This is a genomic window from Streptomyces sp. NPDC031554, from assembly GCF_055580685.1.
The window spans coordinates 440,093-461,807 of the sequence record NZ_JBVIKX010000003.1 but is presented as its reverse complement, the minus strand read 5'-3'; the positions used below and the strand labels follow the sequence as shown (position 1 = coordinate 461,807).

Genomic DNA, 21,715 nt, shown 5'->3' with positions numbered 1-21,715 from the left:
ACGGCCGGTCGTCGTGCGTCGGCCGGCCGCCGTGTCCTTCCTTCCCGGCTCACCGGTCGAAGTCCACCTCCACCGCCTCGGTCAGGGGGTGCGACTGGCACGCCAGCACATAGCCGGCCTCGGTCTCCTCCGGTTCCAGCGCGAAGTTGCGGTCCATGCGCACCTCGCCCGCGACGAGGAAGGCCCGGCAGGTGCCGCACACCCCGCCCTTGCAGGCGTAGGGCGCGTCGGGCCGGTTGCGCAGCACCGTCTCCAGGACCGATTCGCCGGCCGCCACGGCCCAGCTGCCGCCGCGACCGTCGAGCCGGGCGGTGACCGTGCTGTGCGCCGGTGCGGGGGCGGTGGACACGGGGGCGGCGACGTCCACGTGGAAGATCTCCTCGTGGACGCGGGCGCGGGCGACACCGAGCTCTCGCAGCGCCTGCTCCGCACCCTGCACCAGGCCGAACGGCCCGCACAGGAACCATCCCGCCACGTCCGCCACCGGCAGCAGCGCCGGCAGCAGCCCGGTCAGCCGCTCCCGGTCCAGCCGCCCGGACGGCAGCCCGGCCTGCTGCTCCTCCCGGGAGAGCACGGTGACCAGGTGCAGCCGCTGCGGATAGCGGTCCTTGAGGTCGGCGACCTCCTCCAGGAACATCGTGGACGCCGCCGTACGGTCGCTGCGTATCAGGCAGAACCGGGCCCCGGGTTCGCGGGCCAGCAGGGTGGAGGCGATCGACAGCACCGGGGTGATGCCGCTGCCGCCCACGATCGCCGCGTACAGACCGGGTGCGGGGTCGAGGGTGAACCGGCCCGCCGGCGTCATCACCTCCAGCTCGTCCCCGACGTTGATCTCCTTGAGCGCGTAGGTCGAGAAGGCGCCGCCCTCGACCAGCCGCACGCCCACCCGCAGGGTGCGCGGACCCTCCCCGCCGGGCTCCGGCGCGGGCGAGCAGATCGAGTACGTCCGCCGGATCTCGCTTCCGTCGGCCCTGCGCCGCAGGGCGAGGTGCTGGCCCGGCGCGTGCCGGTACTCCTCGCGCAGTGCGGCGGGGACGGCGAAGGTCAGCGCCACGGAGTCGTCGGTGAGCCGGTCCACCGCGGCCACGGGGAGCGGGTGGAAGCGGGCCATCACAACTCCTTGAAGTGGTCGAAGGGTTCACGGCAGGCCAGGCAGCGCCGCAGTGCCTTGCAGGCGGTGGAGGAGAAACGGCTTAGCAGTTCGGTGTCGGCGGAGCCGCAGTGGGGGCAGTGGACCGGGTCCCGCCCGGCGGTGCGGGTCGGTCCCAGGGTGACGCCGACCGGTCCGGCCGGGCGCTGGGCGCGCGGCGGCGCGATGCCGAACTCCCGCAGTTTGCGGCGGCCTTCGGCGGAGATGTCGTCCGTCGACCAGGCGGGGGTGAGCACCGTGCGCACGGTGACCTCGCGGACGCCGTGGTCGCGCAGCGCCCGCTCGATGTCCGTCGACATCGCCTCCACGGCCGGGCAGCCGGTGTAGGTCGGGGTCAGTTCGACCTCGACGGCGTCCGCGTCGCGCACGTGGACCGCGCGCAGGACGCCCAGTTCCCGGAGGGTGAGCACGGGCAGTTCGGGGTCGGGCACCGAACCGGCGACCGCGAGGAGTTCCGCCTCCAGGGCGGTCGGGGTCACCATGACGCCCCCGGGTGGCTGCGGTGCAGGTGCTGCATCTCGGCGAGCATCCGTCCGAAGGACTCCGTGTGCAGGCCCTGACGGCCCGCGCCCGCGCGCCACGCTCCGGTTCGCGGTCCCTGGGGAACCTCCAGTCCGGCACGGCGCAGTACGGCTCCGACCGACTCCAGCCAGCCGGACTCCAGGCCGGCCGGATCGGTGCCGACACCGTCCACCGGCTGGAACATCTCGCCGGTGAACCGCCACAGGGCGTCGCAGGCCCGCCGCATCCGCTCGTGGCTGACCTCGGTGCCGTCGCCCAAACGCAGGGTCCACTGCTCGGCGTGGTCGCGGTGGTAGGCGACCTCCTTGACGGCCTTGGCCGCGAGCCCCGCGAACGGCCCGTCGCCCGCGGCCAGCCGGTCGTAGAGCAGGTGCTGGTAGGTGGAGAAGTACAGCTGGCGGGCGATGGTGTGGGCGAAGTCGCCGTTGGGCTGCTCCACCAACTGGAGGTTGCGGAAGGCGCGTTCCTCGCGGAGGTAGGCCAGTTCGTCCTCGTCGCCGGCCATCGACAGCAGGATGCGGGCCTGGCCCAGCAGGTCGAGGGCGATGTTGGCGAGGGCGACCTCCTCCTCCAGCACGGGCGCGTGCCCCATCCACTCCCCCAGACGGTGGGAGAGCACCAGGGCGTCGTCACCGAGGGCGAGAGCGGCGGTGCCCGGGTGCGCGGTCGTGGTCACAGGTGCTTCACCCCCTCCGGGATCTCGTAGAACGTCGGGTGCCGGTAGGCCTTGTCGGCGGCCGGGTCGAAGAACGGGTCCTTCTCGTCCGGTGAGGAGGCGGTGATGGCGGCGGACGGCACGACCCAGAGCGAGACGCCCTCGCCGCGCCGGGTGTACAGGTCACGGGCGTTGCGCAGGGCGAACTCCGCGTCCGGCGCGTGCAGGCTGCCCGCGTGGGTGTGGGAGAGACCGCGGCGGGAGCGCACGAAGACCTCCCACAGGGGCCAGTCGGTGTTCGTCATGCCTGCTTCGCTCCCGTCCCACGGCTCTCGCGGTTCTCGTCGTCCTCCCGGCTGTGCCCGGTCGCTTCCCGGCTGTGCCTGGCCGCGTGGGCCGCGGCGGCCTCCCGGACCCAGGCGCCCTCCTCGTGCGCCCGGGTGCGCTGGGTGAGCCGCTGCTCGTTGCACGGGCCGTTGCCCTTGAGGACCTCCTTGAACTCCGCCCAGTCGATCGGGCCGAAGTCGTGGTGGCCCCGCTCCTCGTTCCACTTCAGGTCCGGGTCGGGGAGCGTGAGGCCCAGGGACTCCGCCTGCGGGACGCAGATGTCGACGAAGCGCTGGCGCAGTTCGTCGTTGGAGTGCCGCTTGATCTTCCAGGCCATCGACTGCGCGGAGTGCGCGGACTCGTCGTCGGGCGGGCCGAACATCATCAGCGAGGGCCACCACCAGCGGTCCACCGCGTCCTGGGCCATCGCGTGCTGTTCGGGGGTGCCGCGGCTGAGGGCCAGCAGCAGTTCGTATCCCTGGCGCTGGTGGAAGGACTCCTCCTTGCAGACGCGGACCATCGCGCGTGCGTACGGGCCGTAGGAGCAGCGGCACAGGGGGACCTGGTTGGTGATCGCGGCGCCGTCCACCAGCCAGCCGATCGCGCCGACGTCGGCCCAGGTCAGCGTCGGGTAGTTGAAGATCGAGGAGTACTTCTGACGGCCGGCGTGCAGCTTGTCCAGCAGCTCCTCGCGGCTCGTGCCGAGCGTTTCGGCCGCGCTGTAGAGGTACAGGCCGTGGCCCGCCTCGTCCTGGACCTTCGCCATGAGGATGGCCTTGCGGCGCAGGGAGGGCGCACGCGTGATCCAGTTGGCCTCCGGCTGCATGCCGATGATCTCGGAGTGGGCGTGCTGGGCGATCTGGCGGACCAGCGTCGCGCGGTAGGCCTCGGGCATCCAGTCGCGTGGCTCGATGCGTTCGTCGGCGGCCACCGCGGCGTCGAAGGCGCGCGCGAAGCCGTCCTGCTCGCCGTCGGCGGTCTCCCGGCCGCCGTACCGCTGTGTGCGGGCCGTCTGGTGCGCGGCTGCTGTCGCCATGCGGTCCCCCTCGACCTCGGGCTCTCTCCGAGCCGTCTCCCGACCGATCGTTCGGTCCGTGCGGTTCCATGGTGAGACGGCCGTCGTAAGGTGTCAACCGTTGTGGACGACCCGCGGGTCCCTCCGCGGGAGAACCCGGACGGTCCGCCGGCGGCGGGGCCTCGCGGCGTACCGGACCGGTCCCGCTCGGGGGGAGGGCTGCGCGGGCCGGGCCGGGCTGAGTACCGTTCCGTGCGACGACTGTGCGACGGCCGTGCGAAGGCCGTCCCGATCCGTGCGCGCACGCGGTGCGCGGGAGCGGGTCGACGGGGACGCGCCGGCGGGTACGAACGGGTCGCCGTGGCCCGGCGAGCAGGCGGAAGACGGACCGGAATCGGGGAACGGGGCGGAATGGACGCGTACGACGGAGGCGCCGGCCCCCCGCGGGAGGCCGGGGCGCCACGGGGGCCGCGGGAGCCGGCGGAGGAGCGGCGGGGGCGGGACGACCTGTCCGGTGTCCGGACCGAGGCCGCCCCGAGCGACGGCCTGTCCGATGTCCGGGCCGAGGCGGCCGGGGAGGACGGCACGGCCGGGTCCGAACCGCGGAGTGGTGTCGCCGCGCTCTCCCCGCGCTACCAGGTCGCCGCCGCTCTGGCGCTCGCCGTGGTCGCGGTCGCCGTATGCGTCCACATCGGCATGGTGTTCCTCCACGTCGCGCCGTCCAACACGGTCACCAAGGCGCACGGCGAGGCGATCGACGCATACGTCTATCCGGAGTTCGAGCAGAACTGGAAGCTCTTCGCGCCCAACCCGCTCCAGCAGAACATCGCCGTCCAGGTCCGCGCCGACGTCCGCACCGCCGACGGCACGGCGCGCACCACCGGCTGGTTCGACCTGTCCGCCCAGGACGGCCGGAGCATCGACGGCAACCTGGTGCCGAGCCACACCCAGCAGAACGAACTGCGCCGCGCCTGGGACTTCTACGTCGGCTCGCACGACTCCGACGACCGCTCGGCGGGCCCGCGCAGCACGCTCGCCGAGACCTACCTGCGCAACATCGTCGTGCTGCGGCTGGAACGCGGCGAGGCGGCCGGCCGGGGCGGCACCATAGAACGCGTCCAGGTCCGCTCCCGCACCACCAACGTGCCGGCGCCGTCCTGGAGCACCGACGAGGTCTCGTCGAAGCCGGTCCACCGGGTGCTGCCCTGGTGGCCCCTGGCCTCCGGCGACACCGGGGGAGGGACGCGGTGAACCGGTTCTCCCTGTCGCTGTCCGCCGTGATCGCGCGCGTCACCGGGTCGGCGCTCGGGCCGTACCAGAGCGCCGTGGTCCGCATCGGGTTCAGCCTGACCTGGCTGTTGTTCCTGCTGCGCGAGCTTCCCCACCGTGCGGAGCTGTACGGTCCCGACGGCCCGTGGAGCTGGGAGCTGGCCCGGCGGCTGATCGACGACAACGGCGCCTTCACGGCCCTGATGTGGTCGGACGGCCGGGGCTGGTTCGAGACGGTGTACGCGCTGTCGGTCCTGTCGAGCCTGCTGTTGCTGCTGGGCTGGCGCACCCGCACCATGTCGGTGCTGTTCATGGTGGGCGTGCTCTCGCTGCAGAACCGCAGTGTCTTCGTCGGGGACGGCGGCGACAACGTCCTGCACCTGATGTCGATCTACCTGGTCTTCCTGCGGTGCGGCCGGGTCTGGTCGCTGGACGCGCGGCGGGAACGGCGCGCGGCCGAGGCGCGCGCGCGGGGGGAACGGGTGACCGACCGGGTCGGGCCCGTCCTGTGGGGCGTGTCCGGCACGGTGCTGGTCGCGGCGACCGCGGGCGGCCGGCTCGACGGCGACTGGACCGTGCCGCTGATCCTGTGGGCGGTGTGGGCCGCGCTGGGTGTGCGGTGGGCCGTCGGGCGCCTGGCGACGTCCGCGGAACCCCGGGTCCTGCTCGACGTGATCACCGACGTCCTGCACAACGGCGCCCTGCTGGTGATCATGGCGGAGGCCTGTCTGATCTACGCGACGGCCGGTTGGTACAAGATCCAGGGCTCGCGCTGGCAGGACGGCACCGCCGCCTACTACCCGCTGCACCTGGACTACTTCTCCCCCTGGCCGGCGCTCGGCGATCTGTTGTCGTCCAGCGGCACCATGGTGATGCTCGTGACCTACGGGACGGTCGTCGTGCAGGTCGCCTTCCCGTTCACCCTGTTCAACCGGCGGGTGAAGAACGTCCTGCTGGTCGCCATGATCGCCGAGCACACCGCGATCGCAGTGCTCCTCGGGCTGCCGTTCTTCTCCCTGGCGATGATCGCGGCGGACGCGGTCTTCCTGCCGACGTCGTTCCTGCGGAGGCTGGGCGGCTGGGCCGCGCGCGTGTGGGAGGCGCTGCTGCCGCGGCGCGGTGCCGCGGTGCCCGGACAGCGGAAGGCGCACGAGTCCGAGGACGCCGAGGCCGGCCGCGTAGGCTTCCCGGCATGACCGATCCCGATCCGTCCGGCCGGTGGCGCCGTCACCTCGCCGACGGCTGTGTGCTGCTCGACGGCTTCCACGCCGTGAAGCACGCCGTGCGCTTCGGGGCCAGCGTGCCGGTGGCGGTCGCCGTGGACCGGCGGGCGGCACTCGCCCTCGCCGACGACCTCGCCCCCGACGTACGGGCGGCGCTGGAGGCGCTCCTGACGGAGGTGCCGGAGGCGGTCTACGCCTCGCTGGTGCCGCGGCCGCACCCCACCGCCGTGGCCGCCCTGGCGGTACGGCCCTCCCGGGAGGCCAATCTGCGGGTGCTGTCCCGCACGCCCCGTCCGGCGCCCGTCGTGGTCCTCGACGATCCGCGCAACCTGGGCAACGCGGGTGCCGTGATCCGGCTGGCCGCCGGATTCGGGGCGAGCGGCGTGGTCACCACCGGCACGCTCGACCCCTGGCACCCGACCGTGGTGCGCGGTGGCGCGGGGCTGCACTTCGCGACCGCCGTGGAGCGGCTGTCCGCCGACGAGCTGCCGGCCGGGCCGGTGTTCGCGCTCGACCCGGAAGGGGAGGACATCCGGGGCGTGAGGCTCCCGGACGACGCCGTCCTCGCCTTCGGGTCGGAGCGCAGCGGGCTGTCCGGGGCGCTGCGCGCACGGGCCGACCACCTGCTGGCCCTGCCGATGCGTCCCCAGGTCTCCAGCTACAACCTCGCGACCAGTGTGGCCATGACGCTGTACCACTGGAGCGCGACCGGGGGCGCCCCGCGCGCGTAGCCCTCGCACGGATCCTTCAGGCCTGCCGACGGATCCTTCAGGCCTGTCGGCGGACCTCGATCACGCGGAAGCGGTTCGCGACGAACGCGCCGTCGGTGAGCGCGGCGTTGGCCGCCGGGTTGCCGCCCGAGCCGTGGAAGTCGGAGAAGGCGGCCGTCTGGTTGACGTACACCCCGCCGGTGAGGTTGAGCGAGAGCTGCGCCGCCTCCTCGAGGCAGACCTCCTGGACGGCCCGCTCCACCTCGTCGTCGGTCGTGTACGCGCCGACCGTCATCGCGCCCTTCTCGCGGACCGTGCGCCGCAGCAGCTCCACGGCGTCCGTCGCCGAGTCGACCGCGACGGCGAAGGAGACCGGCCCGAAGCACTCGCTCATGCAGGCCGTCTCGTCGTCGGGCTTGGTCGCGTCGAGCTTGACGATCAGGGGCGTGCGCACGACGGCGTCCGGGAACTCGGGGTTGCTCACCTCGCGGGAGGCCAGGGCGACCTCGCCGAGACCGGCCGCGGCCTCCAGGCGGGCCTTCACGTCCGGGTTGACGATCGCGCCCAGCAGGGCGTTCGCGCGCGCGTCGTCGCCGAGGAGGCCGTCGACCGCGCGGGCCAGGTCGGCGACGACCTCGTCGTAGGTCTTGGGCCCCTCGTCGGTGCGGATGCCGTCGCGGGGGATCAGCAGGTTCTGCGGGGTGGTGCACATCTGGCCGCTGTACAGGGACAGCGAGAACGCCAGGTTGGACAGCATCCCCTTGTAGTCGGCGACCGACTCGACGAGCACCGTGTTGACGCCGGCCTTCTCGGTGTAGACCTGCGCCTGGCGGGCGTTGGCCTCCAGCCAGTCGCCGAAGGCGGTCGAGCCGGTGTAGTCGACGATCCTGATCTCGGGGCGGGTGGCCAGGGTCTTGGCGACGCCCTCGCCGGGCCGCTCGGCGGCGAGCGCCACCAGGTTCGGGTCGAAGCCCGCCTCCGCGAGCACCTCGCGCGCGACGGCCACGGTCAGCGCGAGCGGCAGCACCGCGCGCGGGTGGGGCTTCACCAGGACCGCGTTGCCGGTGGCGAGGGAGGCGAACAGGCCCGGATAGCCGTTCCACGTCGGGAAGGTGTTGCAGCCGATCATCAGGGCGATCCCGCGCGGCACCGGCGTGAACTGCTTGGTCAGCGCCAGCGGGTCGCGCTTGCCCTGCGGCTTGGTCCACTCCGCCGTGTCGGGGGTGCGGACCTGTTCCACGTACGCGTACGCCACCGCCTCCAGGCCGCGGTCCTGGGCGTGCGGGCCGCCCGCCTGGAACGCCATCAGGAAGGCCTGGCCGGAGGTGTGCATGACCGCGTGCGCGAACTCGTGGGTCCGGTCGCTGACGCGCTTGAGGATCTCCAGGCAGACCACCGCGCGCATCTCCGCGCCCGCGTCCCGCCAGGCGCGCTGACCGGCCTTCATGGCCGGCAGCAGCACGTCGACGTCCGCGTGCGGGTACTCGACGCCCAGCTCGATGCCGTACGGCGAGACCTCGCCGCCCACCCAGCCGTCGGTGCCGGGCTGGCCGAGGTCGAGGCGGGTGCCCAGGACACCGTCGAAGGCCGCCTTGCCCGCCGCCGCGTCCAGGCTGCCGTCGGCGCCGTAGGCCTTGGGGTGCTCGGGGTGCGGGGACCAGTACGCGCGGGTGCGGATCGCTTCCAGGGCCTGGTCGAGGGTGGGCCGGTGCTTGGCGATCAGGGCGTGAGCGGTGAGTTCGGCGGCCATGCGGGACCAACTCCTCGTCTGGAGAACTCTTCGTCGAGCTCTGGACCTGGACGGAAACAGGGACAGGAACGGGCGGTCAGGGTTAGAGTAACCGAACGATCGGTCGGGACAAGGGGGTCCGCCGCATCTGTGGAAAACCCCGTGCGGGAGGATCGCGCACATGACAGCACTGGACCTCAGCAGCCCCGTGGCCGTCGTCGGTACCGGCACCATGGGCCAGGGCATCGCCCAGGTCGCGCTGACCGCGGGCCACCCGGTGCGGCTGTACGACGCCGTCGCCGGGCGCGCGGGAGAAGCGGCCGCCGCGATCGGTGCCCGTCTCGACCGGCTCGTCGAGAAGGACCGTCTCACCGCCGCCGAGCGGGACGCCGCCCGCGCCCGCCTCACCGCGGCGGACAGCCTCACCGGACTGGCGGACTGCGCGCTGGTCGTGGAGGCGGTCCTGGAGCGGCTGGACGTCAAGCAGGAGCTGATGCGCGCCCTGGAGGACGTGGTCGGCGAGGACTGCCTGCTCGCCACGAACACCTCCTCCCTGTCGGTGACGGCCATCGGGGGCGCCCTGCGCAACCCGGGCCGCCTCGTCGGTCTGCACTTCTTCAACCCGGCGCCGCTGCTGCCGCTGGTCGAGGTCGTCTCGGGGTTCGCCACCGACGTCTCGTCGGCCACGCGCGCGTACGAGACCGCCCGTGCCTGGGGCAAGACGCCCGTCGCCTGCGCCGACACCCCGGGTTTCATCGTCAACCGCATCGCCCGGCCCTTCTACGCCGAGGCCTTCGCGGTCCACGAGTCGCAGGGCGCCGACCCGGCCACCATCGACGCGGTCCTGCGCGAGTCCGGCGGTTTCCGCATGGGGGCGTTCGAGCTCACCGATCTGATCGGGCAGGACGTCAACGAGTCCGTCACGCACTCCGTGTGGCACTCGTTCTTCCAGGACGTGCGCTTCGCCCCCTCCCTCTCCCAGCGCCGCCTGGTCGAGTCCGGTCGTCTGGGCCGCAAGACCGGGCAGGGCTGGTTCGACCACCGCGACGGCGCGGAGCGGGCCGAGCCGCACACCGCCGAGAAGCGCCGTCCGCCCGCCCACGTGATCGCCGAGGGCGACCTGGGGCCCGCTTCTGAGCTGCTCGCGATGATCCGCGAGGCGGGCATCCAGGTCCGTGAGGAGGACGAGGACGGCGGCACGCGCCTGGTGCTGCCGAGCGGCGGCCAGCTCGCCCTCGCCGACGGCCAGACCTCGGTGGAGTTCCGGGACGTCGTCTACTTCGACCTCGCCCTGGACTACCGCAAGGCCACCCGCGTCGCCGTGTCCGCCTCCCAGGACACCCCCCAGCAGACGCTCTCCGAGGCCATCGGCCTCTTCCAGGCGCTCGGCAAGGACGTCAGCGTCATCGGCGACGTCCCCGGCATGATCGTCGCCCGTACGGTCGCGCGGATCGTCGACCTCGCGCACGACGCCGTCGCCAAGGGCGTCGCCACCGAGGAGGACGTCGACACCGCGATGCGCCTGGGCGTCAACTATCCGCTCGGCCCCTTCGAGTGGAGCCGCAGGCTCGGCCGGGTGTGGGCCCACGACCTCCTGGAGGAGCTGCACCTGCGCGAGCCCTCCGGCCGCTACGCGCCCTCTCTGGCGCTCTACCGCCACGGACACTCCGCCGACAAGCGGGAGGGCACCTCATGACCACGGCCAAGCGCGACACGTACACCCCGGAGACCCTGCTCTCGGTCGCCGTGCAGGTCTTCATCGAGCGCGGCTACGACGGCACCTCCATGGAGCACCTCTCCAAGGCGGCCGGCATCTCCAAGTCGTCGATATACCACCACGTCAGCGGCAAGGAGGAACTGCTGCGGCGGGCGGTGAGCCGGGCGCTGGACGGCCTGTTCGCGATCCTCGACGAGGAGCACGCGCGCGTGGGGCGTGCCGTGGAGCGCCTGGAGTACGTCGTGCGGCGCATGGTCGAGGTGCTCATCTCCGAACTGCCGTACGTGACGCTGCTGCTGCGGGTGCGCGGCAACACCGCCACCGAGCGGTGGGCGCTGGAGCGACGGCGCGACTTCGACCACCGGGTGGCCGCGCTGCTGAAGGCGGCCGCCGCCGACGGGGACGTACGCGCTGACGTGGAGGTGCGGCTCGCGACCAGGCTCGTCTTCGGCATGATCAACTCGATCGTCGAGTGGTACCGCCCGGACGGGCGGGGCATGGGCGAGCGCGAGGTGGGCGACGCGGTCGCCCGGCTGGTGTTCTCAGGGCTGCGGCGGGCCTGAGGTCACCCCTGCGGCTCCAGGTCCTCCTCCTCGAACACCAGCAGCGTGCGCGTGCTGAGCACCTCCGGGATCGCCTGGAGACGGGTGAGCACCAGTTCGCGCAGTGACCTGTTGTCGGGCGTGTGCACCAGCAGCAGGACGTCGAAGTCGCCGCCCACCAGGGCGATGTGGGAGGCGCCAGGCAGCTGCCTGAGCTGCTCGCGGACCGTGCGCCAGGAGTTCTGGACGATCTTCAGCGTGACGTAGGCGGACGTTCCGTGGCCCGCGCGCTCATGGTCCACGCGCGCGCCGAAGCCGCGGATCACGCCGTCCTCGATGAGCCGGTTGATGCGTGCGTAGGCGTTGGCGCGCGAGACGTGGACCCGCTCGGCGACCGACCGTATCGAGGCGCGGCCGTCCGCCTGGAGCATCTGGAGGATGTCCTGATCGATGGCGTCGAGCGGTCGGGGCGGGGCCTTGCCCTCCGCGCGCGGCGCGGTCGTGGCCTCCGCGTGCGGCGGGGCCGTGGTCTCCGCGCGCGGCAGTGGGCTGCCGTCCGGGCTCTCGGCCATTTGTTCAGGTGTCATGTCCCCCCGCCTCTTCGCCGTGGACGTCCTGCACCCATCACAGGTTGTGGAGAACCGTTTGTCCACAGCCTGAGGGGCCCTGTAGCCAAAATGTGCCGACGACCGAACAATCGGTAGGTGAGGCGGGTCACAGCCGACCCGTCCCCCGTAGCCACTCCCACGAGGAGGTGCCGTCATGACGGTCATGGAGCAGCGGGGCGGATACCGGCCGACCCCGCCGCCCGCCTGGCAGCCCCGCACCGACCCCGCGCCGCTGCTGCCCGACGCGGAGCCGTACCGCGTCCTCGGCACCGAGGCGGCCGCGCAGGCCGACCCGGAGCTGCTGCTCCGGCTCTACGCCCAGCTGGTGCGCGGCCGTCGGTACAACGCGCAGGCCACCGCCCTGACCAAGCAGGGCCGCCTCGCCGTCTACCCCTCCAGCACCGGCCAGGAGGCCTGTGAGGTCGCCGCCGCCCTCGCCCTGCAGGAGCAGGACTGGCTCTTCCCCAGCTACCGCGACACCCTCGCGGTCGTCGCCCGCGGCGTGGACCCGGTGGAGGCCCTCACCCTGCTGCGCGGCGACTGGCACACCGGCTACGACCCGTACGAGCACCGCGTGGCCCCCTTGAGCACCCCGCTCGCCACCCAGCTTCCGCACGCCGTGGGCCTCGCCCACGCCGCCCGTCTCAAGGGCGACGACGTGGTGGCGCTCGCCATGGTCGGCGACGGCGGCACCAGCGAGGGCGACTTCCACGAGGCGCTGAACTTCGCGGCCGTCTGGCGGGCCCCGGTCGTCTTCCTCGTCCAGAACAACGGGTTCGCGATCTCCGTCCCGCTCGCCAAGCAGACCGCCGCGCCCTCGCTGGCCCACAAGGCCGTCGGATACGGCATGCCCGGCCGGCTGGTCGACGGCAACGACGCGGCCGCCGTGCACGAGGTCCTCGCCGACGCCGTCCGGCACGCGCGCGCGGGCGGCGGTCCCACGCTGGTCGAGGCGATCACCTACCGCGTGGAGGCCCACACCAACGCCGACGACGCGACCCGCTACCGCGGCGACGCCGAGGTCGAGACCTGGCGCGGGCACGACCCGATCGACCTGCTGGAGCACGAGCTGACCGCGCGCGGACTGCTCGCCGAGGAGACGCGGCAGGCGGCCCGGGACGCCGCCGAGACCATGGCCGCCGACCTGCGCGCCCGTATGAACCAGGACGCCCCGCTCGACCCCATGGACCTCTTCGCCCACGTGTACGCCGAGCCCACCACGCAACTTCGTGAACAGCGCGCCCTGCTGCAGGCCGAGATCGAGGCGGAGCAGGGAGGAACGCGCTGATGACCACCGTCGCCGTCAAGCCCGCCACCATGGCGCAGGCCCTCACGCGCGCCATGCGCGACGCGATGGCCGCCGACCCGTCCGTGCACGTCCTCGGTGAGGACGTGGGAACCCTCGGCGGCGTCTTCCGGGTCACCGACGGACTCGCCGCGGAGTTCGGCGAGGACCGTTGCACGGACACCCCGCTGGCCGAGGCGGGCATCCTCGGCACCGCGGTCGGCATGGCCATGTACGGCCTGCGCCCGGTCGTGGAGATGCAGTTCGACGCCTTCGCCTACCCGGCGTTCGAGCAGCTCGTCAGCCATGTCGCCCGCATGCGCAACCGCACCCGCGGCCGCATGCCGCTGCCCCTCACGATCCGCGTCCCCTACGGCGGCGGCATCGGCGGCGTCGAGCACCACAGCGACTCCTCCGAGGCCTACTACATGGCCACCCCCGGGCTGCACGTCGTCACGCCCGCCACGGTCGCCGACGCCTACGGTCTGCTGCGCGCCGCCATCGCCTCCGACGATCCGGTCGTCGTCCTCGAACCCAAGCGCCTGTACTGGTCGAAGGACTCCTGGAACCCGGAGGAGCCGGCAACCGTTGAACCCATCGGCCGCGCGGTGGTGCGGCGCTCGGGCCGGAGCGCCACGCTCATCACGTACGGGCCGTCGGTGCCCGTGTGCCTCGAAGCCGCCGAGGCGGCCCGGGCCGAGGGCTGGGACCTCGAAGTCGTCGACCTGCGCTCCCTGGTGCCGTTCGACGACGAGACGGTCACCGCCTCGGTGCGGCGGACCGGACGGGCGGTCGTCGTCCATGAATCGGGCTCCTTCGGAGGCCCGGGCGGGGAGATCGCGGCCCGCGTCACGGAGCGCTGCTTCCACCACCTGGAGGCACCGGTGCTGCGCGTCGCCGGGTTCGACATCCCCTACCCGCCGCCGATGCTGGAGCGCCACCACCTGCCCGGCGTCGACCGCATCCTGGACGCCGTGGCGCGTCTGCAGTGGGAGGCCGAGAGCTGATGGCACAGGTGCTGGAGTTCAAGCTCCCCGACCTCGGGGAGGGACTCACCGAGGCGGAGATCGTCCGCTGGCTGGTCGAGGTCGGTGACGTCGTCGCCGTCGACCAGCCGGTCGTCGAGGTCGAGACGGCCAAGGCCATGGTCGAGGTGCCCTGCCCCTACGGCGGCGTGGTCACCGCCCGCTTCGGCGAGGAGGGTACGGAACTGCCCGTCGGCGCCCCGCTGATCACGGTCGCCGTGGGCGCACCGGCCTCCGCCGGCCCGGCGGACGGCCCGGTCGCCCCGGCGACCGAGGACACCCGGTCCACGCCGGCCGCCGCGGACGGCCGGGGCTCGGGCAACGTCCTCGTGGGGTACGGCACCTCCGAGGCGCCGGCGCGCCGCCGCAGGGTGCGTCCGGACCGGCCGGTGCCCGCTCCCGCCCCCCTGCCCGTGGCACCGTCGGTGGCCCCGGTGAACGGGGGAGCACGGACCGCCGAAGCGGTGGAAGGACCCGTGGCGGTGATCTCCCCCCTCGTGCGCAGGCTGGCCCGGGAGAACGGCATCGACCTGAGGGAGCTGACCGGCTCCGGTCCCGACGGCCTGATCCTGCGCGCCGACGTGGAGTACGCGCTGCGGGCCGCCGCCGCGCAGGGCCGGACGACGACGGCTCCCGAGCCGCACCCGCGCGTGGCCCCGCAGACGGTGGCGGCCGCCCCCGTTCCCGCCGCGGCCGGCATCCGTGTCCCGCTCAAGGGCGTCCGCGGGGCCGTCGCCGACAAGCTCTCCCGCAGCCGGCGCGAGATTCCCGACGCGACCTGCTGGGTCGACGCGGACGCGACCGAGCTGCTGCGGGCCCGTACGGCGATGAACGCGGCCGGGGGGCCGAAGATCTCCCTCCTGGCGCTCCTGGCCCGGATCTGCACCGCGGCCCTGGCCCGGTTCCCGGAGCTCAACTCCACCGTCGACCAGGAAGCCAGGGAGGTCGTCCGCCTGGACCACGTCCACCTCGGTTTCGCCGCCCAGACCGAGCGGGGTCTCGTGGTGCCCGTCGTCCGCGACGCGCACGCCCGGGACACCGAGGGCCTCGGCGCGGAGTTCGCCCGGCTCACCGAGGTGGCCCGTACCGGCACCCTCACCCCGGCCGATCTGACCGGCGGCACGTTCACGCTGAACAACTACGGCGTCTTCGGCGTCGACGGCTCCACGCCGATCATCAACCATCCCGAGGCCGCCATGCTCGGCGTCGGCCGCATCGTCCCCAAGCCGTGGGTGCACGAGGGCGAACTGGCCGTGCGTCAGGTCGTCCAGCTCTCGCTCACCTTCGACCACCGGGTGTGCGACGGCGGCACGGCGGGCGGCTTCCTCCGTCATGTGGCGGACTGTGTGGAACAGCCGGCGGTGCTGCTGCGCGGTCTGTGACCGGTGTGGGCACTCCGACGTCCCGTGTGATCGGAGTGCCGCGCATACTCGGGGGGTGACTCCGAACGAGCAGTGGGCGGTCACCTCCGGCGATCGCCCCGCCCAGGACGCCGCCGCGCCTCTCGAGCCGGGCGTCGGCGTCCTCCTCGGCCACGAGGCCGTGGTCGACGATCTCGTGGTCCACGATGCCGTCGTGCTCGCCGGCGGCGGCGCCCGCCGGCTCGGCGGCGCCGACAAGCCCGGTGTGCGGGTGGGCGGGCGCGCCCTGCTGGACCGGGTGCTCGGCGCCTGCGCCGACGCAAGGACCACGGTCGTCGTCGCGGACCGGCGGCCGACCGCGCGGCCGGTGCGCTGGGCACGCGAGGATCCGCCCGGCGCGGGACCGGTGGCGGCACTCGGCGCCGGGCTGCGCCACGTCACCGCGGACTTCGCCGTCGTCCTCTCCGCCGACCTGCCGTTCCTCGGGGCGGACACCGTCCGGCGGCTGCTGGCCGCCCTGGACGCCGAGGGAGCAGAGGGCACCGAGGGCGCGCTGCTCACCGACGCCGACGGCCGCGACCAGCCGCTCGTCGCGGCTTACCGCACTTTTGCCCTGCGCCGCGAACTCGCGGTGCTCGGCGAGGAGCACGGCGGCCTCACGGGGCTGCCCCTGCGCCGGCTGATCGCCGGTCTCGACCTCACCCGTGTCTCCGACCCCGTCGCGTCCTTCGACTGCGACACCTGGGACGACATCGCCGCCGCCAGAGCACGCATCAGGGAGCATGGTCACGTGTTGGATGAATGGATTTCCGCAGTCAAGGACGAACTGGGCATCGACCTCGAGGTCGACACCGGCGCCCTCCTCGATCTCGCCCGCGACGCCGCCCACGGAGTGGCCCGGCCGGCGGCCCCTTTGACCACCTTCCTGGTGGGCTACGTCGCCGGTCGGGCCGGTGGCGGCCCGGAAGCCGTCGCCGAGGCGACCCGCAAGGCCGCCGCCCTGGCGATCCGCTGGGCGGACGAGGCCGGCGGGACCGAGGGGACGGACGGTTCCTCTCCCGGTGTCGGGCCCGCCCCGGGCCGGCCCGACGTGGCTCCCGACGCCACGCCCGACACCCGCCCGGACGCCGGATGACGGCCCCCGGCATCCGGGACGGCGAGGAGGCCGAAGAGGATCTCGACGTCGAGGAGGTGCTCGCCCTCGTGAACGACGGCAACCGGCCCCCCCGTCCGGCCGCCGGTGTCACACCCGGTCCGGCGGTCGCGCACGGCGAGGAGCAGGGCCCGCGCACCGGTACCGCACCCGCCGACACCGCCCCCGGCCGTGCGGCACGCCGGGAGGAGGCCGCCACCGCCTGGGCCGACGCCCGCATCCGCGCCGGTCGTGCCGCCCGTTCCCTCACCGCCCGTCGTCCATCCGTCTCCGTGACGCTGGAAGACGCCCTCGGTCTCGTTCTGGCCGCGCCCCTCGCGGCCCTCACCGACCTGCCCTCCTTCGACACCTCCGCGATGGACGGCTGGGCGGTCTCCGGGCCCGGCCCCTGGGCCGTACGCGACCAGGGCGTTCTGGCCGGAGAGGCCGGACCCGCCCGCCTCGTCGACGGCGAGGCCGTCCGGATCGCCACCGGCGCCCGGATCCCCTCGGACACGACCGCGGTGCTGCGCAGCGAACACGGCCGCACCGACGAGAAGGGCCGGCTGTATCCCGGCCGGGACCTCCAGCACGGGCAGGACATCCGTCCACGCGGCCAGGAGTGCCGCAGCGGTGACCAGCTGCTCCCCGCGGGAACGGTGGTGACCCCGGCCGTGCTCGGGCTCGCCGCGGCCGCCGGATACGACACGCTCACCGCCGTCCCCCGACCCCGGGTCGAGGTACTCGTCCTCGGCGACGAACTGCTCACCGAGGGCCGCCCGCACGACGGACTCATCCGGGACGCACTCGGGCCGATGCTCCCCCCGTGGCTGCGGGCGATGGGAGCGGAGGTGACGTCGCTGCGCAGGCTCGGCGACGACGCGGAAGCCCTGTACCAGGCCCTCACCACATCCGCGGCCGATCTGATCGTGACCACCGGGGGAACGGCCGCGGGACCCGTGGACCATGTTCACCCCACCCTGCGCCGCATCGGGGCCGAACTGCTGGTCGACGGGGTAGATGTGCGGCCCGGGCATCCGATGCTGCTGGCCCGGATCGCGGAGAACCGGCACCTCGTCGGCCTGCCGGGCAACCCCCTCGCGGCCGTCTCCGGCCTCCTCACGCTCGCAGAGCCCCTGCTGCGCACCCTCGCCGGCCGCTCCGCTCCGGAGCCGTGCACGCTGCCCCTGCGGGAGGCGGTGCACGGTCACCCGCGGGACACCCGTCTCGTCCCGGTCGTCCTGCGAGGCGATCACGTTGTGCCACTGCGCTACAACGGACCGGCGATGCTGCGGGGCGTCGCGGCGGCCGACGCGCTCGCCGTCGTGCCGCCCGGTGGTGCGCGGGCCGGTCAGGAGACGGAGCTGCTCGACCTTCCGTGGGCGGCGGCCGGAGTCGATGCCTGTTTCACGTGAAACACCCTGATGGGCCGTGCCGTCCTGTTTCACGTGAAACATCCGCACGAAAAGGCGCGCTGCCGGAAGCCCGGCAGTCGGCTCACGTTTGTTCGACCGTCTTCGCCCGGCTCACCGCGATCACCCGATCCCCCGCCTGGAGTTGAGTGAAACGGGGGTCGGCGAAGTCCAGGAGGTCCTTGCCGCGGACGACCGCCACCACCAGGTCCGTGGAGGCGCGGGGTGATGTGCCGGTCTCCTGCTGGGTGACGGGACGCTCGATGAGATCCAGGCCGCTGCCGAGAGTCATGAGGTCCTCCAGGGTTCTGGCCACGGTCGGGCTGACCATGGAGACGCCCAACAGCCGTCCGGCGGAGCTGGAGCTGGTGACCACGGTGTCCGCGCCGCTCTGTTTGAGCAGCGGCACGTTCTCGTCCTCCCTCGCGGCGACGGCGATCGTGGCGCGCCTGTTCAGCTGGCGGGCGGTGAGCGTGACCAGGGTGGCGGTGTCGTCGCGCTGCGGAGCGACGATCACCCGGGAGGCGTGGGGGACCTCGGCCTTGAGCAGCGTCTCCGAACGGGTGGCGTCCCCGATCACCGACACCAGCCCGTCGTCCCCGGCCGCGTGCGCGGCCTTGCTCTGGGCGTCCACCACGACGATCCGCTCCTTGGGTACGCCCTGTCCGATGAGTGTCTGCACCGCGTGCCGCCCCTTGGTGCCGTAGCCGACGACCACGACATGCCGGTGGGTGCGGCTGCGCCAGCGGTGGATACGGACCTGCTGACGGGTGCGCTCGGTGAGGACTTCGAGGGTCGTGCCGACCAGGATGATCAGGAACAGCACGCGCAGCGGCGTGATGACGAGGATGTTGACGAGCCGGGCCGAGTCGCTGACGGGGGTGATGTCGCCGTAGCCGGTGGTGGAGAGGGTGACGGTGGCGTAGTAGGCGGCGTCGAGGAAGTCGACGGAGCCGTCGGAGTTGTCGTTGTAGCCGCCGCGGTCGATGTAGACGATCAGTGTGGTGACCATCAACACCAGCAGGCCGAGGGCGAGGCGTCGCAGCACCTGCTGGAGCGGGGGGAGGGCGCTCTGCAGCGGCATCGTGATGGAGCGTCCCGCCTCGGCGTCGTCCCGGGCCTCGGCGCGCGAGCGGTACCACAGGGACCGGAAGAGAGAGAGCCGTCCCGGCCCGGTCGGCTGTCGTTCATGGTCTCGCATCGCGTGGCCCCCTGTGCTGGTGATCCGATCGGTGGGCACCATGGTTCACGGCGGAGTCGCACCCGTCAGGACGCGACACCCGTTTGCGTACCGAGCTTTCACCCAGCAACCCGGAGGTCCCCTTGCGCGACCACACTGTCGTCGTCGGCTTCGGCACGAAAGGCCGGTCCGCGATCCGGACCGCCTGCGCGGCCGGGCTGCGGAAGGAGCAGGTCGTCGTGATCGATCCCGGTGCCAGGATGATCGACGTGGCGACGGCCGAGGGTTATGAGGGTGTGGTCGGTGACGGTACCCGCAGCGACGTCCTGCGGCGGGCGGAGGTGCAGCGGGCGGGGCGAATCATCATCGCGACGGAACGCGACGACACGGCCGTGCTGGTGGCCCTGACGGCCCGCCAGCTCAATCCGCGGGCGAAGATCGTGGCCGCGGTGCGCGAGGAGGAGAACGCGCCGCTGCTGAAGCAGTCCGGCGCCGACGAGGTCATCACCAGCGCGGGAGCGGCCGGCCGGCTTCTCGGTCTGTCCGTGCTGAGCCCCGCGGCGGGCCGGGTGATGGAGGACCTCATCCACCAGGGCAGTGGCCTCGACCTCGTCGAGCGGCCGGTCACCAAGGCCGAGGCGGGCCGCACCCCGCGCGAGACGGACGACCTGGTGGTGAGCGTGGTGCGAGGGCACCGGGTGCTGGCCTACGACGATCCGGCCCTCGGGGTGCTGGAGCTGACGGACCGTCTCGTCACCATCGTGCGCGTGCCGCCGGAGCCGCCGAAGGCCCTGCGCTTCTGACCCGACCGCACGTTCCCGCGTGCGGCCGACGGGCGCGACCGCGGGTCGCGGCCGTGTGGAGATCCGCCACCTGCGGTCGTAGCGGTGGAGGCCCGCCACCTGCGGTTGTAGCGGTGGAGATCCGCTACCTGCGGTTGTAGCGGTGGAGGCCCGCTACCTGCGGTTGTAGAGGCGCATCGTCACCGGCCCGAAGACCAGCACGAACAGTCCCGCCCAGCCCAGGGTCCAGGCGACCTCGGCGGCCGGCCGGTCGCCGGCCATCAGTCCGCGCACCGCGGACGCGAGGTGGGTGACCGGGCTGTTGTTCACGAACGCCTGGAGCCAGCCCGGCATGGTCCTCGGGTCGACGAACACATTGGACAGGAAGGTCAGCGGGAAGATCACCATCATGCTGACGCCCATCACCGACTTCTCGGTACGCAGCAGCAGCCCGAACATGGTCCAGATCCACGAGAACGCGAAGGAGAACACGATCAGCAGGGCGATGCCGGCGACGACCCCGAGAACCCCGCCGTCCGCCCGGTAGCCGAGGGCCATGCCGACGGTGAGCATCACCACGGACGCAATGGTGTAGCGCAGGGCGTCGCCGAGGAGGTAGCCGACCATCGTCGACGGCCGCCAGATCGGCAGCGAGCGGAACCGGTCGAAGACGCCCTTCTCGATGTCCGTGTTCACCGACACGCCCGTGTACATGGTGATCATCACGACCGACATCACGAGGATGCCGGGCAGCAGGAACTGGATGTACTCCTCGGGCGACCCGGCCAGGGCGCCCCCGAAGAGGTACGTGTACATCAGCACCATCATGATCGGGAACGCCGTGACGTCGAACAGCTGCTCCGGCACGTGTTTGATCTTGAGGACAGCCCGCCATCCGAAGGTGAGGGAGGCCGACCAGGCGCTGGGCCGCCGTGGGCGTTCCCCGGCGACCAGCAGCGCCGCGAGGGAGTCGGCGCGGACCGGTGCGAGGTCCTGGGTCTCGTTCGTCGTCGCGGTACTCATGCGGCCACCTCGTCGCTCACGGCGTCGTCCGCCTGGGTGTCGTGTCCGGTGAGGGCGAGGAAGACCTCGTCCAGGCTGGGCTGCCCCAGCGAGAAGTCGTCGACCGTGACACCGGCCCCGGCCAGCTCGCCCAGGGCCCGTGCGGCCTGCTCCGCGGCCGTGTCGCCGGCCGTGGCGGCCAGCCGGGCCGTCAGGGCCACCGGGTCGGGGTCGTGCTGCACCCGCGCGTCCAGCACCCTGCCCAGCACCTCGGCGGCCCGCTGACGCTGCTCGGCGTTCCGCAGCCTCAGGTGGACGGACCCGGCGCCCACGGACGCCTTCAGCTCGCCCTTCGTCCCCTCGGCGATCACCCTGCCGCGGTCGATGACGGCGATGCGGGACGCCAGCCGGTCGGCCTCGTCCAGGTACTGCGTGGTCAGCAGCACGGTGGTGCCCTGCGCGACCACCGCTCGCACGATGTCCCACACCTGGTTGCGGCTGCGTGGGTCGAGACCGGTCGTCGGCTCGTCGAGGAAGAGCAGGTCGGGCGTGCTGAGGATGGACGCGGCGATGTCGATACGGCGGCGCATGCCGCCCGAGTAGTGCTTGACCTGCTTCGAGGCCGCCTCGGTGAGCCCGAAGGCCTCCAGCAGCTGTGCGGACCGCTCGCGCGCGGCCCTCTTGGCGTGCCCGAGGAGCCGCGCCAGCAGCACCAGGTTCTCGGCGCCGGTGAGGTCCTCGTCCACGGACGCGTACTGCCCGGTGAGGCTGACCAGCCCGCGCACCACGTCGGCCTCGCGGACGACGTCGTGGCCGAAGACGTGGGCCTGGCCGCCGTCGGGCCGCAGCAGGGTGGCGAGCATCCTCACGGTGGTGGTCTTGCCCGCGCCGTTGGGGCCGAGGACGCCGTAGACGGTGCCGGCGGGGACGACGAGGTCCACGCCGTCCACGGCCCTGGTCCCGCCGAACGTCTTCACCAGGCCCGCGGTCTCGATCGCCGGGCCGGCGGTGTGCTGGCTCATGGTGGGTGTCCCTTCCGCGCAGGGGGTGATGCAGAGGAGACCTCCAC

General features: G+C 72.9%; 20 protein-coding genes and 1 pseudogene. 11 read left to right on the top strand and 10 right to left on the bottom strand.

All coding sequences use genetic code 11. The annotated features are described in order from the left end of the window. Positions 1–49: 49 nt before the first annotated feature. From ACZ5FU_RS10710 to paaA, 5 genes are read right to left on the bottom strand one after another with little or no spacing between them, the layout of a single operon-like run. Positions 50–1,111: a 2Fe-2S iron-sulfur cluster-binding protein gene (locus tag ACZ5FU_RS10710; RefSeq protein WP_451529575.1), complete on the bottom strand. Its 1,062-nt coding sequence runs from the start codon at positions 1,109–1,111 to the stop codon at positions 50–52. Continuing rightward, positions 1,111–1,632 carry a 1,2-phenylacetyl-CoA epoxidase subunit PaaD gene (gene paaD, locus ACZ5FU_RS10705; protein ID WP_468834062.1) on the bottom strand — a complete coding sequence of 174 codons (522 nt, stop codon included), beginning with the start codon at positions 1,630–1,632 and terminating at the stop codon, positions 1,111–1,113. Before paaD ends, ACZ5FU_RS10710 begins: the two co-directional genes overlap by 1 nt. Then, a complete protein-coding gene (paaC, locus tag ACZ5FU_RS10700) occupies positions 1,626–2,348 on the bottom strand; it encodes a 1,2-phenylacetyl-CoA epoxidase subunit PaaC (RefSeq protein WP_468644857.1) in 723 nt (240 codons plus the stop codon). The genes paaD and paaC overlap by 7 nt, the downstream gene beginning before the upstream one ends. Further along, a complete protein-coding gene (gene paaB / locus ACZ5FU_RS10695) occupies positions 2,345–2,632 on the bottom strand; it encodes a 1,2-phenylacetyl-CoA epoxidase subunit PaaB (protein ID WP_363087670.1) in 288 nt (95 codons plus the stop codon). Before paaB ends, paaC begins: the two co-directional genes overlap by 4 nt. Next, the gene (gene paaA, locus ACZ5FU_RS10690) at positions 2,629–3,690 is read right to left on the bottom strand and encodes a 1,2-phenylacetyl-CoA epoxidase subunit PaaA (RefSeq protein ID WP_451529578.1); all 1,062 of its coding nucleotides are present in this window, start codon (positions 3,688–3,690) and stop codon (positions 2,629–2,631) included. Before paaA ends, paaB begins: the two co-directional genes overlap by 4 nt. A 390-nt stretch (positions 3,691–4,080) precedes the next feature. On the opposite strand from paaA, the gene ACZ5FU_RS10685 reads away from it, so the two are divergent. The 3 genes from ACZ5FU_RS10685 to ACZ5FU_RS10675 are packed head-to-tail and all read left to right on the top strand — an operon-like array spanning position 4,081 to position 6,892. Further along, positions 4,081–4,920, top strand: coding sequence for a DUF5819 family protein (locus tag ACZ5FU_RS10685; RefSeq protein WP_469045218.1), 840 nt, complete (start codon positions 4,081–4,083; stop codon positions 4,918–4,920). Further along, positions 4,917–6,134: an HTTM domain-containing protein gene (locus tag ACZ5FU_RS10680; protein WP_451529580.1), complete on the top strand. Its 1,218-nt coding sequence runs from the start codon at positions 4,917–4,919 to the stop codon at positions 6,132–6,134. The genes ACZ5FU_RS10685 and ACZ5FU_RS10680 overlap by 4 nt, the downstream gene beginning before the upstream one ends. Then, positions 6,131–6,892 (top strand): TrmH family RNA methyltransferase, encoded by a 762-nt coding sequence (locus ACZ5FU_RS10675; protein WP_451529581.1) that lies wholly within the window; start codon positions 6,131–6,133, stop codon positions 6,890–6,892. The genes ACZ5FU_RS10680 and ACZ5FU_RS10675 overlap by 4 nt, the downstream gene beginning before the upstream one ends. 37 nt (positions 6,893–6,929) lie before the next feature. Here the strand turns inward: ACZ5FU_RS10675 and paaN are convergent, their stop codons facing one another. Next, the gene (gene paaN / locus ACZ5FU_RS10670; RefSeq protein ID WP_469045217.1) at positions 6,930–8,621 is read right to left on the bottom strand and encodes a phenylacetic acid degradation protein PaaN; all 1,692 of its coding nucleotides are present in this window, start codon (positions 8,619–8,621) and stop codon (positions 6,930–6,932) included. Positions 8,622–8,781: 160 nt separating this feature from the next. On the opposite strand from paaN, the gene ACZ5FU_RS10665 reads away from it, so the two are divergent. Then, complete coding sequence (locus tag ACZ5FU_RS10665; protein ID WP_451529583.1) at positions 8,782–10,296, top strand: 3-hydroxyacyl-CoA dehydrogenase; 1,515 nt, start codon at positions 8,782–8,784, stop codon at positions 10,294–10,296. Next, complete coding sequence (locus ACZ5FU_RS10660; RefSeq protein WP_451529584.1) at positions 10,293–10,880, top strand: TetR/AcrR family transcriptional regulator; 588 nt, start codon at positions 10,293–10,295, stop codon at positions 10,878–10,880. Before ACZ5FU_RS10665 ends, ACZ5FU_RS10660 begins: the two co-directional genes overlap by 4 nt. Positions 10,881–10,882: 2 nt before the next feature. On the opposite strand, the gene ACZ5FU_RS10655 is transcribed toward ACZ5FU_RS10660, so the two are convergent. After that, positions 10,883–11,431 (bottom strand): Lrp/AsnC family transcriptional regulator, encoded by a 549-nt coding sequence (locus ACZ5FU_RS10655; RefSeq protein WP_468834273.1) that lies wholly within the window; start codon positions 11,429–11,431, stop codon positions 10,883–10,885. A 190-nt stretch (positions 11,432–11,621) separates the two neighbouring features. Between ACZ5FU_RS10655 and pdhA the strand changes: the two genes are divergently transcribed. The 5 genes from pdhA to ACZ5FU_RS10630 all read left to right on the top strand — a co-directional run bounded on the left by pdhA (position 11,622) and on the right by ACZ5FU_RS10630 (position 17,685). Beyond that, positions 11,622–12,755 carry a pyruvate dehydrogenase (acetyl-transferring) E1 component subunit alpha gene (gene pdhA, locus ACZ5FU_RS10650; RefSeq protein ID WP_451778443.1) on the top strand — a complete coding sequence of 378 codons (1,134 nt, stop codon included), beginning with the start codon at positions 11,622–11,624 and terminating at the stop codon, positions 12,753–12,755. Further along, entirely contained in the window at positions 12,755–13,759 is a 1,005-nt protein-coding gene (locus ACZ5FU_RS10645) for an alpha-ketoacid dehydrogenase subunit beta (protein WP_451529586.1), read from the top strand. The genes pdhA and ACZ5FU_RS10645 overlap by 1 nt, the downstream gene beginning before the upstream one ends. Beyond that, the gene (locus ACZ5FU_RS10640) at positions 13,759–15,159 is read left to right on the top strand and encodes a dihydrolipoamide acetyltransferase family protein (protein ID WP_469045216.1); all 1,401 of its coding nucleotides are present in this window, start codon (positions 13,759–13,761) and stop codon (positions 15,157–15,159) included. The genes ACZ5FU_RS10645 and ACZ5FU_RS10640 overlap by 1 nt, the downstream gene beginning before the upstream one ends. A gap of 193 nt (positions 15,160–15,352) precedes the next feature. Next, positions 15,353–16,273, top strand: coding sequence for a DUF6457 domain-containing protein (locus ACZ5FU_RS10635; protein ID WP_451778512.1), 921 nt, complete (start codon positions 15,353–15,355; stop codon positions 16,271–16,273). Continuing rightward, the gene (locus ACZ5FU_RS10630; RefSeq protein ID WP_451778439.1) at positions 16,270–17,685 is read left to right on the top strand and encodes a molybdopterin molybdotransferase MoeA; all 1,416 of its coding nucleotides are present in this window, start codon (positions 16,270–16,272) and stop codon (positions 17,683–17,685) included. The genes ACZ5FU_RS10635 and ACZ5FU_RS10630 overlap by 4 nt, the downstream gene beginning before the upstream one ends. A gap of 82 nt (positions 17,686–17,767) precedes the next feature. Here the strand turns inward: ACZ5FU_RS10630 and ACZ5FU_RS10625 are convergent, their stop codons facing one another. Further along, positions 17,768–18,883, bottom strand: a complete 1,116-nt coding sequence (locus tag ACZ5FU_RS10625; protein WP_451529589.1) for a potassium channel family protein — start codon at positions 18,881–18,883, stop codon at positions 17,768–17,770. A 119-nt stretch (positions 18,884–19,002) separates the two neighbouring features. Here ACZ5FU_RS10625 and ACZ5FU_RS10620 point away from each other — a divergent pair. After that, a pseudogene (locus ACZ5FU_RS10620) lies at positions 19,003–19,665 on the top strand (potassium channel family protein); the annotation flags it as partial. 153 nt (positions 19,666–19,818) lie between these two features. On the opposite strand, the gene ACZ5FU_RS10615 reads toward ACZ5FU_RS10620, so the two are convergent. Together ACZ5FU_RS10615 and ACZ5FU_RS10610 are read right to left on the bottom strand one after the other, a co-directional pair. After that, positions 19,819–20,667: an ABC transporter permease gene (locus tag ACZ5FU_RS10615; RefSeq protein ID WP_451529590.1), complete on the bottom strand. Its 849-nt coding sequence runs from the start codon at positions 20,665–20,667 to the stop codon at positions 19,819–19,821. Then, positions 20,664–21,668, bottom strand: a complete 1,005-nt coding sequence (locus ACZ5FU_RS10610) for an ATP-binding cassette domain-containing protein (protein ID WP_451529591.1) — start codon at positions 21,666–21,668, stop codon at positions 20,664–20,666. The genes ACZ5FU_RS10615 and ACZ5FU_RS10610 overlap by 4 nt, the downstream gene beginning before the upstream one ends. Positions 21,669–21,715: the final 47 nt, after the last annotated feature.

What these genes read in the sequence shown, in the direction of transcription:
- ACZ5FU_RS10710 (WP_451529575.1), bottom strand. Translation starts at nt 1,111, where the DNA reads ATGGCCCGCTTCCACCCGCTCCCCGTGGCCGCGGTGGACCGGCTCACC.
- paaD (WP_468834062.1), bottom strand. Translation starts at nt 1,632, where the DNA reads ATGGTGACCCCGACCGCCCTGGAGGCGGAACTCCTCGCGGTCGCCGGT.
- paaB (WP_363087670.1), bottom strand. Translation starts at nt 2,632, where the DNA reads ATGACGAACACCGACTGGCCCCTGTGGGAGGTCTTCGTGCGCTCCCGC.
- paaA (WP_451529578.1), bottom strand. Translation starts at nt 3,690, where the DNA reads ATGGCGACAGCAGCCGCGCACCAGACGGCCCGCACACAGCGGTACGGC.
- ACZ5FU_RS10685 (WP_469045218.1), top strand. Translation starts at nt 4,081, where the DNA reads ATGGACGCGTACGACGGAGGCGCCGGCCCCCCGCGGGAGGCCGGGGCG.
- ACZ5FU_RS10675 (WP_451529581.1), top strand. Translation starts at nt 6,131, where the DNA reads ATGACCGATCCCGATCCGTCCGGCCGGTGGCGCCGTCACCTCGCCGAC.
- paaN (WP_469045217.1), bottom strand. Translation starts at nt 8,621, where the DNA reads ATGGCCGCCGAACTCACCGCTCACGCCCTGATCGCCAAGCACCGGCCC.
- ACZ5FU_RS10665 (WP_451529583.1), top strand. Translation starts at nt 8,782, where the DNA reads ATGACAGCACTGGACCTCAGCAGCCCCGTGGCCGTCGTCGGTACCGGC.
- ACZ5FU_RS10660 (WP_451529584.1), top strand. Translation starts at nt 10,293, where the DNA reads ATGACCACGGCCAAGCGCGACACGTACACCCCGGAGACCCTGCTCTCG.
- ACZ5FU_RS10655 (WP_468834273.1), bottom strand. Translation starts at nt 11,431, where the DNA reads ATGGCCGAGAGCCCGGACGGCAGCCCACTGCCGCGCGCGGAGACCACG.
- pdhA (WP_451778443.1), top strand. Translation starts at nt 11,622, where the DNA reads ATGACGGTCATGGAGCAGCGGGGCGGATACCGGCCGACCCCGCCGCCC.
- ACZ5FU_RS10645 (WP_451529586.1), top strand. Translation starts at nt 12,755, where the DNA reads ATGACCACCGTCGCCGTCAAGCCCGCCACCATGGCGCAGGCCCTCACG.
- ACZ5FU_RS10640 (WP_469045216.1), top strand. Translation starts at nt 13,759, where the DNA reads ATGGCACAGGTGCTGGAGTTCAAGCTCCCCGACCTCGGGGAGGGACTC.
- ACZ5FU_RS10630 (WP_451778439.1), top strand. Translation starts at nt 16,270, where the DNA reads ATGACGGCCCCCGGCATCCGGGACGGCGAGGAGGCCGAAGAGGATCTC.
- ACZ5FU_RS10625 (WP_451529589.1), bottom strand. Translation starts at nt 18,883, where the DNA reads ATGCGAGACCATGAACGACAGCCGACCGGGCCGGGACGGCTCTCTCTC.
- ACZ5FU_RS10615 (WP_451529590.1), bottom strand. Translation starts at nt 20,667, where the DNA reads ATGAGTACCGCGACGACGAACGAGACCCAGGACCTCGCACCGGTCCGC.
- ACZ5FU_RS10610 (WP_451529591.1), bottom strand. Translation starts at nt 21,668, where the DNA reads ATGAGCCAGCACACCGCCGGCCCGGCGATCGAGACCGCGGGCCTGGTG.